The organism is Microbacterium paulum, assembly GCF_015707995.1.
Taxonomy (GTDB): Bacteria; Actinomycetota; Actinomycetes; order Actinomycetales; family Microbacteriaceae; genus Microbacterium; species Microbacterium paulum.
In genome coordinates this window covers 1-9447 of the sequence record NZ_JAAGRY010000089.1, presented here as the reverse complement: position 1 = coordinate 9447, position 9447 = coordinate 1, and the positions used below count along the sequence as shown (strand labels likewise).

11 protein-coding genes are annotated in these 9447 nt (G+C 70.9%); 6 read left to right on the top strand and 5 right to left on the bottom strand.

The window, feature by feature from the left end; translation table 11 throughout:
• On the bottom strand, positions 1-295 hold a 295-nt coding region (locus G3N18_RS14900), incomplete at its 3' end, for a GntR family transcriptional regulator (RefSeq protein WP_196385050.1).
• 67 nt (positions 296-362) lie between these two features.
• Positions 363-1868: an RNB domain-containing ribonuclease gene (locus G3N18_RS14895; RefSeq protein ID WP_338038649.1), complete on the bottom strand. Its 1506-nt coding sequence runs from the start codon at positions 1866-1868 to the stop codon at positions 363-365.
• 59 nt (positions 1869-1927) lie between these two features.
• On the opposite strand from G3N18_RS14895, the gene G3N18_RS14890 reads away from it, so the two are divergent.
• Together G3N18_RS14890 and G3N18_RS14885 are read left to right on the top strand one after the other, a co-directional pair.
• Positions 1928-2974, top strand: a complete 1047-nt coding sequence (locus tag G3N18_RS14890; RefSeq protein WP_196385053.1) for a hypothetical protein — start codon at positions 1928-1930, stop codon at positions 2972-2974.
• An 11-nt stretch (positions 2975-2985) separates the two neighbouring features.
• Complete coding sequence (locus G3N18_RS14885; RefSeq protein WP_196385049.1) at positions 2986-4752, top strand: proline--tRNA ligase; 1767 nt, start codon at positions 2986-2988, stop codon at positions 4750-4752.
• 25 nt (positions 4753-4777) lie between these two features.
• Here G3N18_RS14885 and G3N18_RS14880 read toward each other — a convergent pair whose 3' ends face one another.
• Entirely contained in the window at positions 4778-5170 is a 393-nt protein-coding gene (locus tag G3N18_RS14880; protein WP_338038647.1) for a pyridoxamine 5'-phosphate oxidase family protein, read from the bottom strand.
• A gap of 33 nt (positions 5171-5203) precedes the next feature.
• Between G3N18_RS14880 and G3N18_RS14875 the strand changes: the two genes are divergently transcribed.
• Positions 5204-6283: an LOG family protein gene (locus tag G3N18_RS14875; RefSeq protein WP_196385048.1), complete on the top strand. Its 1080-nt coding sequence runs from the start codon at positions 5204-5206 to the stop codon at positions 6281-6283.
• A gap of 21 nt (positions 6284-6304) precedes the next feature.
• Here the strand turns inward: G3N18_RS14875 and G3N18_RS14870 are convergent, their stop codons facing one another.
• Positions 6305-7108, bottom strand: coding sequence for a DUF1206 domain-containing protein (locus G3N18_RS14870; RefSeq protein WP_196385047.1), 804 nt, complete (start codon positions 7106-7108; stop codon positions 6305-6307).
• 2 nt (positions 7109-7110) lie between these two features.
• Positions 7111-7734 carry an acetate uptake transporter family protein gene (locus G3N18_RS14865; protein ID WP_196385046.1) on the bottom strand — a complete coding sequence of 208 codons (624 nt, stop codon included), beginning with the start codon at positions 7732-7734 and terminating at the stop codon, positions 7111-7113.
• A 143-nt stretch (positions 7735-7877) separates the two neighbouring features.
• Between G3N18_RS14865 and nusA the strand changes: the two genes are divergently transcribed.
• The 3 genes from nusA to G3N18_RS14850 all read left to right on the top strand — a co-directional run.
• Positions 7878-8867, top strand: coding sequence for a transcription termination factor NusA (nusA, locus tag G3N18_RS14860; RefSeq protein WP_196385045.1), 990 nt, complete (start codon positions 7878-7880; stop codon positions 8865-8867).
• Positions 8860-9129 (top strand): YlxR family protein, encoded by a 270-nt coding sequence (locus G3N18_RS14855; protein WP_308066637.1) that lies wholly within the window; start codon positions 8860-8862, stop codon positions 9127-9129. Before nusA ends, G3N18_RS14855 begins: the two co-directional genes overlap by 8 nt.
• 92 nt (positions 9130-9221) lie before the next feature.
• On the top strand, positions 9222-9447 hold a 226-nt coding region (locus tag G3N18_RS14850; RefSeq protein WP_196385044.1), incomplete at its 3' end, for a translation initiation factor IF-2 N-terminal domain-containing protein.

Here is a 9447-nt window from a genome sequence, read left to right as displayed (position 1 = left end):
GCACGGCGACCGCGTGCAGCGCGCCGACGACCGCCTGCGCGTCGCGGATCGCCCCCGGGTCGATCGGCGCCACGACGGTCGAGCGCCCCGGCGTCGCCTGTACGAGCCCCGCGCGGGCCAGTTCGAGCAGCGCCTCGCGCACGGGCGTGCGGCTCACTCCGAGGCGGGTCGCGAGGTCTCCGTCGCGCAGCTGCTCGCCGGGTGCGAGCGAACCGTCGACGATCGCATCGCGCAGGCGCGCATGCACGTCGTCGCGCAGTAGTGCACGGGGGAGGGGAGCAGAAGAGAGCGGCACGATATGCAATATATCGCGGATGCCAGAAGACGCAAACCCCTCGGGTGAGGGGGAGTGGCCGGCAGTCTCAGGCGGGGACGAGCGTCACGGTGCCGTCGGCGATCGACGCCGCCTCGACGCGCACCCGGGCGACCTCGCCCGGCGTCGCCTCGAGCCCGGGCACCTTCGCGTCGACGGGCCGGTCGTCCAGTTGCACGCGCGCCGTCCCCGAACGCACACTCACGACGACCCCGTCGAACACCTCGCCGAGGTGGGGTGTCAGCAGTGCGGCTTCGACCCGGTCGATGGCCCCGGCATCCAACTGCGCGGCCTTCTGCGAGCTGCGCGCCATGAGGGCGGGCAGCTCGGGAAGTGACGTGCGGGCCCATTCGGGCACCGGGCGGTCGTTCGCGAGCGCGTCGCACACGACGAGCACCCACCGGTCGACCAAGCGGCGCAGCGGCGCCGTCGCGTGCGCGTAGGGCGCGCCGATCGCGGCCTGATCGGTGTGGACCGGCACTTCGCCGTCGAAGGCGACGTAGGCGGCGCTGCGGAAGAGGCCTGCCGCGTACTCCTTGACCGCGCGGGCCGCCGGGGAGCGGTCGAGACCGCGCAGGTAGTCGCCGTAGCTCACGTCGAGCCGCCACGGCAGGCCGAGCGCGACCGTCTGGGCGCGGAAGTCGGCGACGTCGTCGGCGTCGGCGGGCGGCATGGTGCGCAGCACGCCCACCCGCCCGCGCAACATGATCTCGGCGGCGGCCATGCCGGTCAGCAGAGACACGTGCGCGTTCCAGTCTTCGAGCGGCACGCCGTAGCTGCGCTCCAATCGGAACCCGCCGGCGCCGTCGGGCTCGATGCGCGTCTCGGGCACGGTGAGACTCGCGCCGCCGCGTTCGCGCTCACGGGCGGCGCGCTGGGTGCCGAACCACTCCAGGGCGAGCAGGCTGGGCGGGGCCGTGCCCGCGTCGATCGCGCGCTGCGCCTCGTCGTACGACCACTGCGCGCGCGAGCGCACGACACCGCGCACGAGGGTCGTCTCGACGGGCCGGGCTCCCTCGTCGAGCACGAACCGCCACACGAAGGCGCGCCGCGGGGGCCCGGGCAGGAGTGAGGCGGCATCGTCGCCGAGCACCGGCGGGTGCAACGGAATGCGCCCGTCGGGGGCGTACATCGTCTGGCCGCGGCGGCGTGTTTCGGCATCGAGCGGTCCGCCCGGGGCGACGAAGGCCGGCACATCGGCGATCGCGTAGTGCAGGACTGCCCCCGAGGACGTGCGCTCGAGATGCAGCGCCTGGTCGAGGTCGGTAGAGCCCGCGGGGTCGATCGTCACGAACGTGATGTCTTGCAGGTCGGCGAGCCCGGGCCCGGGTTCCGCCCGCACCTCGCGGGCCGCGCAGTGCGCCTCGTCGTCGGCGTCGGCCGGGTACGAGTCGGGCAGCTCGAGGCTCTGGCGCAGAGCCGTGAGCGAGGCGGCGAGGTCAGCCGCGACCCCGGCGGCACCGGGCGCACCGGCGGCACCGGGCGCACTGGCGGCTCCGGCATCGGAGGCCGCTCGCGAGCGGTCGGGCACGATCCGGGGGCGACGCGGGGGCACGCGCTCAGTGTAGGTGGGTCCACACCTTCCGCACAGGGTCGGGCCAATAGCATGGCGCCGTGCGTACTGTGCGGATGAGGTCTGGAGCGGTGCTCCTCGTCGTGGCGGCTTTGGCGCTGTCGGCGTGTTCGGCAGAGGCGAGTGCCGACGAGTCGGCGACGACCTCGGCATCCGCATCGGCGACCGTGTCGGCGACGCCGACTCCCACCCCGTCTGCGAGCCCCGCGCCGCTGCAGCCCACCTCGCCGGTCGCGGGCGGCTGCGACGGACTCGCCGCCGCTCCCGGCGTCGACGGCGTCGTCGGGCAGGTGCAGCGGGTGACCGAGCCGCGCGACCTGTGGCGTGTGGGCATCGAGACCGCGGGCGGACTCACCTGTTCGCTGCTGACGACCAAGCTCGCCGCCGACGCCTACGTCATTCCCGACGCGCTGGTCGTCGGCGACGTCGCCAAGATCACCGAAGCGCCCGACTGCGAGACCGGCGCGCGGGCGATGGAGTGCTGGGCCTCGGTCGCAGGGAACGGCCACGTGACCCTCGTCGTCGGTTCGTTCTCGCCGTCGGCCCACACCGATGCGTCGCTCGCTCTCGTGGGTGAACTCGCCGGGGTCTTCTCGGCCGTGGCCTCGGACGGCGCCGCGGTGCGCTCCCAGAAGACGACGTGGGCGCATCCGCTCGACTGCACGGCGATGGCGCAGATCATCGGCCTCACCTCGATCCTCGGTTCCGACGAGGCGCACACCTCGCTCGTGCGTCCGCCCGCCCGCACCGTCGAGGCCCGCCTGTCCGAAGCGTCGACCACGTCGTCGCGCTGCGACTGGGAGCGCACGCCCACCCAGAAGGGCGACCTCGGCTCGAGCTACAGCATCATCGCCGTCCCCGACGGCGCGTGGGCGTGGAAGCAGGTCGCCTCGCGTGTGCCCGATTCGGTGGATGCCACGGTGGGCGGCCACCCCGCCCGCGTGACCTCGACCGGAGACGTCTACCTCTCCGACGGCGTCAACATCCTGCACCTGACGGGCCAGCGTCTCGCCGGTGTCAGCGTCGTCGACACGTCGCTCGGCGTGCTCTCGGTGCTCTCCGCGAGTGCGGGGCAGACGCGCGGCTAAGCTTTAGCCTCGTGGTCACCCGTCTTTCGAACTTCTTCCTCCGCACGCTCCGCGAAGACCCGGCTCAGGCCGAGGTCGCGAGCCACAAACTGCTGATCCGCGCCGGGTACATCCGGCCGCAGGCGGCGGGGATCTTCGCGTGGCTGCCGCTGGGCCTGCGCGTCAAGGCGCGCATCGAGAAGGTCGTGCGCGAAGAGATGGCGGCCGCCGGCGCGCAAGAGGTGCACTTCCCCGCGCTGATGCCGCGCGAGGCATATGAGGCGACCGGCCGCTGGGAGGAGTACGGCGACCTGCTCTTCCGGCTGAACGACCGCAAGGGCGGCGACTACCTGCTCGCCCCGACCCACGAAGAGGCGTTCACGCTGCTCGTGAAGGATCTCTACTCGTCGTACAAAGACCTGCCGGTCACGCTCTACCAGATCCAGGACAAGTACCGCGACGAGGCGCGCCCCCGCGCGGGCCTGCTGCGTGGGCGCGAGTTCACGATGAAGGATGCCTACTCGTTCGACTACACCGACGCGGGGCTCGACCTGTCGTATCAGGCGCAGCGCGACGCGTACGAGCGCATCTTCCAGCGGCTCGGCCTCGAGTACGTGATCGTGCAGGCCGACGCCGGGGCGATGGGCGGCTCGAAGTCGGAGGAGTTCCTGCACCCCACCGCCGTCGGCGAAGACACCTTCGTGCGTTCGGAAGGCGGCTACGCCGCGAACGTCGAGGCGTTCACGACGGTCGCCCCCGAGCCGATCCCGTTCGACGGGCTCGCCGCGCCGGTGATCTTCGACTCGCCCGACACCCCGACGATCGACACTCTCGTCGCGCACTCGAACGCGGTGCTCGACACCGACGCGGGGGAGTACACCGCCGCCGACACGCTGAAGAACGTCGTGCTCGCCCTCACGCACCTCGACGGCACGCGTGAGCTCGTCATCGTCGGGATCCCCGGCGACCGCGACGTCGACGACAAGCGCGCCGAGGTCGCTTTCGCGCCCGCCGCCGTCGAGCCTGCGACACCCGAAGACTTCGAGCGCCACCCGCTGCTCGTGAAGGGCTACATCGGGCCCTGGTCGCCGGAAGGCGCGGTGCTCGGTGAGGAGTCGGCGACGGGCATCCGTTACGTCGTCGATCCGCGTGTCGTTCCCGGCACGAGCTGGATCACCGGCGCCAACATCGACCAGAAGCACGTGCACTCGCTCGTCGCGGGGCGCGACTTCGACGTCGACGGCTACGTCGAGGTGGCCTCGGTGCGCGAGGGCGACCCGGCGCCCGACGGGTCGGGCCCCGTCACGCTCGCCCGCGGCATGGAGATCGGGCACGTCTTCCAGCTCGGTCGCAAGTACGCCGAGGCGCTCGGCCTGAAAGTCCTCGACGAGAACGGCAAGCTCGTCACCGTCACGATGGGCTCGTACGGCATCGGCGTCACCCGCATCCTCGCGATCATCGCCGAGCTGAACAACGACGACAAGGGGCTCATCTGGCCGGCATCCGTCGCACCGTTCGACGTGCACGTCGTCGCGACGGGGCGCGACGAGGCGGCGTTCGCGCTCGCCGCGTCGCTGTCTGACGAGCTGGATGCCGCGGGCTTCGACGTGCTCTACGACGACCGCCCCAAGGTGTCGCCCGGCGTGAAGTTCGGCGACGCCGAGCTCGTCGGCGTGCCGCAGATCGTGATCGTCGGCCGCGGTGCGGCCGACGGCGAGGTCGAGCTGTGGGACCGCCGCACGGGCGAGCGCGAGGTCGTGCCCGCCACCGAGGTCGTCGAGCGACTGCGCGCGCGCTGACAGAGCGCACCCGCGCCGCAGCAGGTCAGCGGACGATCTTGCCGTGGTTCATGATGTCGTCGTCGGGGGTGTCCTTCGTCACGAGCGATTTCAGCATGCCCGCGACCATCGCGATCTTGCCCTTCGCCGGCTCCCAGAACTCGCTCACCCGCGGCGTCACTTTGAGAAGGGCGATGCCGGGGGTGTCGAGTCCCTGCTCGAACCAGACGTCGAGCGACGGCGAGTAGAGCTCCGCCATCTTCGCCTTGTCGTGCACGATGGCGGCTTTGCCGCCGACCGACACGTAGCGCATGCCCTTGGCGTCGCAGTATGAGAGCCCGACGTCGCGGTGCGCCCGCGCCTCGTCGACCTTGTCGGTGTCGTCGGAGGTGAAGAACCAGGGCAGGGGATTGACAAGCAGAGCGGTGCGTGCGGCCACCCGCCGTTCACCCCCGCGTGCCAGAGTGGGGGTATGGCAGGCAGCTCCACTCAGATCCCGCAGGCGGTGACCGACGGCATCCGAACCCTCATCGCGGACGCGGGGATCGAGACCAATCAAGACCTCATCGCCCGTATCCTCGCCACGGGCATCGGGCTCGGGCTCGACGACACCGATCGGCTCGACCTCAAGATCGCCTCCGCCGCGCTCACCGAGATGCGGGCGGCGTTCTCACTGTTCGCGCCGTTCCGCGGCATCCCCAAGGTCACCATCTTCGGCTCGGCGCGCACGCGCCCCGACGACGAGCAGTACCGGGCCGCCGCCGCGGCCGCCCATGCGCTCGCCGAGCGCGGCTGGATGGTCGTCACCGGCGCCGGGCCCGGCATCATGCAGGCCGCCGCCGAAGGGGCGGGCCCCGACCACTCGCTCGGCGTCAGCATCCGGCTGCCGTTCGAAGAGAAGCCGAACGCGGTCATCATGAAGAACTCCCGCAACGTCGCGATGAAGTACTTCTTCACCCGCAAGCTCATGCTCGTGAAAGAGTCGCAGGCCTTCATCTGCGTGCCGGGCGGCTTCGGCACGCTTGACGAGATGTTCGAGCTGCTCACCCTGCAGCAGACCGGCAAGGCCGACCCGACCCCGATCGTCCTGCTCGACCGCCCCGGTGGCACGTTCTGGGCGGGTCTCGAGCGCTTCGTCGACGAGCAGCTCATCGCAGGCGGCTTCGTCTCACCCGACGACTTCGACCGCGTGCTCGTGACCGATTCGGTGGATGCCGCGGTGGGCGACATCACGGGCTTCTACCGCAACTACGACTCGCTGCGCTGGGTCGGCAAGCGTCTCGTCCTGCGCCTGCACGCCGCGCCGACGCCGCAGGAGATCGACGACCTCAACGACCGCTTCGGCGACCTGCTCGCCGAGGGACGCATCGAGGCGACCGCTCCGCTGAAGGCCGAGGTGCGCGACAACGACCGCCTCGACCTGCCGCGCCTGGTGATGACCCCGAACCGGTTCAAGGTGGGGTCGCTGTACCGCCTCATCCGGGCGCTGAACGAGCTGCCCTCGGCGGCGGGCGAGCCCGAGACGGCGCCGGTGCCGTCGCCGGGCCTCTGATCGTCGCGACAGACCGGCGGGCTACAGCCGCGCGTAGCGTGCGCGGAAGAACAGGAACAGTCCGTAGGCGATGAACCCGACGCCGACGAGGCCCACGAGCAGCGGCCCGGGGAACAGCGCGTGCAGGGCGTCGAACGCGTCGTCGAGGCCGCCCGCCTGCGAGGCATCCGACGTGACTGCGGCGATGAGAAGCAGCACGCCCACGATCGCGAGCGACACACCCTTCGCGATGTAGCCGACGACGCCGAGGCCCTTCACGACGGGGCCGATGCCGGCGCGAGGGATCGACATCTTCTTCTCGAACGAGCGCATCACGCCCATCACGACGAAGGCGATGCCGCCGCCCGCGATCCCGAGGCCGACGAGGGCGAGCACCATCGATCCCCCGGGCAGTGCCAGCACGTCGCGGCTCGCGTCTTCGGCGCTGTGGTTTCCCTCTGTGCGTCCGCCGAGGGCGACGGATGCCGAGACGGCGCCCAGTGCGCCGAAGACGATCGCCTGGCCGACCTCCGAGGTCCGCCGTCCCCACGTCTTCGTCGGCGTGGCGTCTCGCAGGACGAACGCCTCGATCAGGTGGTAGAGCGCGAGTGCCCAGAGCAGCACGGCGATGATCCACAGCACGGCCAGCCCGAGCGGTGCACCGGCGATCGCCCGCAGCGCCCCGGACTGGTCGGCCTCGCCGCTGCCACCGAAGGCGAGGGTCAGCACGAGCAGGCCGATCAGCACGTGCACCGCACCGCTGGCGGCATAGCCGCCGCGCGCGAGAGCGCGCACGAGCGGACTCGCCTCGACCTGGCGTGCCGCCGACCGCGCGGCATCGGCCATCGTCAGGATTCCCGGTCGGCGGAGCCCGCGATCCACGCCGGGCCGAGCGGCAGCACATGGCGCCCCATCGTGCGCCAGTAGAACTTCTCGATGAGCATGTACATCGCGAGCGCCGACGCCCCGATGAGGAACCAGGCGCCGATCGTGCCGAGGTCGGCGATACCGGCGAAGCTGCCGATCGCCTCGAGCCCGAGGCCCATACCGACGAACAGCAGGGTCAGCGGCAGCGCGGTGTTGTGCGTCGCGCCGGCGACGGCGAAGCCGAAGGCGAGCAGCGAGAAGATCAGCATGAACAGCGGCTTGGCCGGGCCCGACACCTCGAAGAAGCCCAGCTCGCCGCCCAGCAGGAACCCGGGCATGCAGATCCAGTACCACCCGAAGGCGTTGTAGACGATGAAGTGGAAGTCGTCGCCGATGAAGTACGAGAGCATTCCCGCCGTCACCTGGACGATGCCGCCGAAGGCCGCGCCCACCCAGAACACGGCGCTCTCGTTCTGCACGCCGAGATGGGCGAGCTGGGCGGTCAGGGTCGCGATGACGAAGCCGAGCAGGCCGATCAGTCCGGGGTCGGCGGTTCCGCCGCGACGGGAGCCGGAGCGTGAGGGAGGGTCGCCGAGGGTGCTCATGGGGCAAGTATGCCGACCCGAGCGAGGCGGCACCATCACGACGGGCGTGAAATTAGGCCGCGGCCCGGGTGCGCGGCATCGGGTAAACTCGGCAGAACGGCGTGGGGCGCAACCCCGCACGACAGCTGAATAGGGAGGAAGCCGTGGACATCGATCTGGGACTGCTGCGGACGGTCGAGCGCGAGAAGGAGATCCCCTTCGAGGAGCTCGTGCGCATCATCGAACAGGCCATCCTCACCGCCTATGCCAAGCACACCTCGCCCGACGGCGAGCTGCCCGAGGGCACCCGCGCCGTGCTCGACCGCAAGACCGGTCACGTCGCCGTGTTCGTGCCCCTCCTCGACGACGAGGGCGCCGTCATCGGCGAAGAGGAGTCGACCCCCGAAGACTTCGGGCGCATCGCGGCCTTCGCCGCCAAGCAGGTGATCGGTCAGCGCCTGCGCGACATCGCCGACGACGCGATCCTCGGCGAGTTCCGCGGCAAGGAGGGCGACATCGTCGCCGGCGTCATCCAGCAGGGCCCGAACCCCCGCATGGTGCACGTCGACCTCGGCACCGTCGAGGCCATCCTCCCGCCCGAAGAGCAGGTCGCCGGCGAGGAGTACCCGCACGGCGCGCGCCTGCGCGTCTACGTGACCTCGGTGTCGAAGGGCCTCAAGGGCCCGCAGATCACCGTGTCGCGCACGCACCCGGGCCTCGTCCGCAAGCTCTTCGCGCTCGAGGTGCCCGAGATCGCGTCGGGCCTCGTCGAGATCACCTCGCTCGCCCGCGAGGCGGGCCACCGCACCAAGATCGCCGTCGTCGCCACCGACCCCGCCATCAACGCCAAGGGCGCCTGCATCGGCGAGCTCGGCCGCCGCGTGCGCGCCGTGACCGAAGAGCTCGGCGGCGAGAAGATCGACATCGTCGACTACGACCCGGAGCTGGCGAAGTTCGTCGCGAACGCGCTGTCGCCGGCGAAGGTGACCTCGAGCTTCGTGCTCGACGCGAACACGAAGGCCGTCCGCGCGCTCGTCCCCGACTACCAGCTCTCGCTCGCGATCGGCAAGGAGGGCCAGAACGCCCGCCTCGCGGCCAAGCTCACCGGCGCCAAGATCGACATCCAGCCCGACTCGATTCTCGAGGATGCCTGACGGGGGTAAGATGGATCCCGTTCGAACGTGCGTGGGATGCCGCGCGCGTGCCCCCCGATCCGCCCTGCTGCGGGTCGTCGTGCAGGGCGGCTCGCTCGTCGCAGACGAGAAAGCGGTCCTTCCCGGGCGGGGTGCGTGGGTGCATGACACGGATGCCTGTGTGCAGGCGGCTCTCCGCCGCCGCGCTTTCGGACGAGCATTGCGCGCGTCGGGTTCCCTCGACACGCAGACCTTTCAAGAAACCCACCAGCGAAAAGGCTGAACGGCTATGGACACGAAGTGAACGGCTCGAAATGAGACCCGTCCGCACGTAACGGTCCGCCCTGTCCGGGGTGGACCCCAGACAGGAGAATTGTGGCAAACCCACGAGTGCACGAAATCGCCTCGGAGATCGGCGTCGACAGTAAAGTCGCCCTCGCGAAGCTGAAGGAGCTCGGCGAATACGTCAAGAGCCCCTCGTCGACCATTGCGCCCCCCGTGGCGCGCAAGCTGCGCGCGGCCCTCGAGGCCGACGGCGCGGCAAAGCCCGCTGAGGCGCCCGCCGCCAAGACGCCCGCCGCGCGGCCGTCGACCGGCGCCC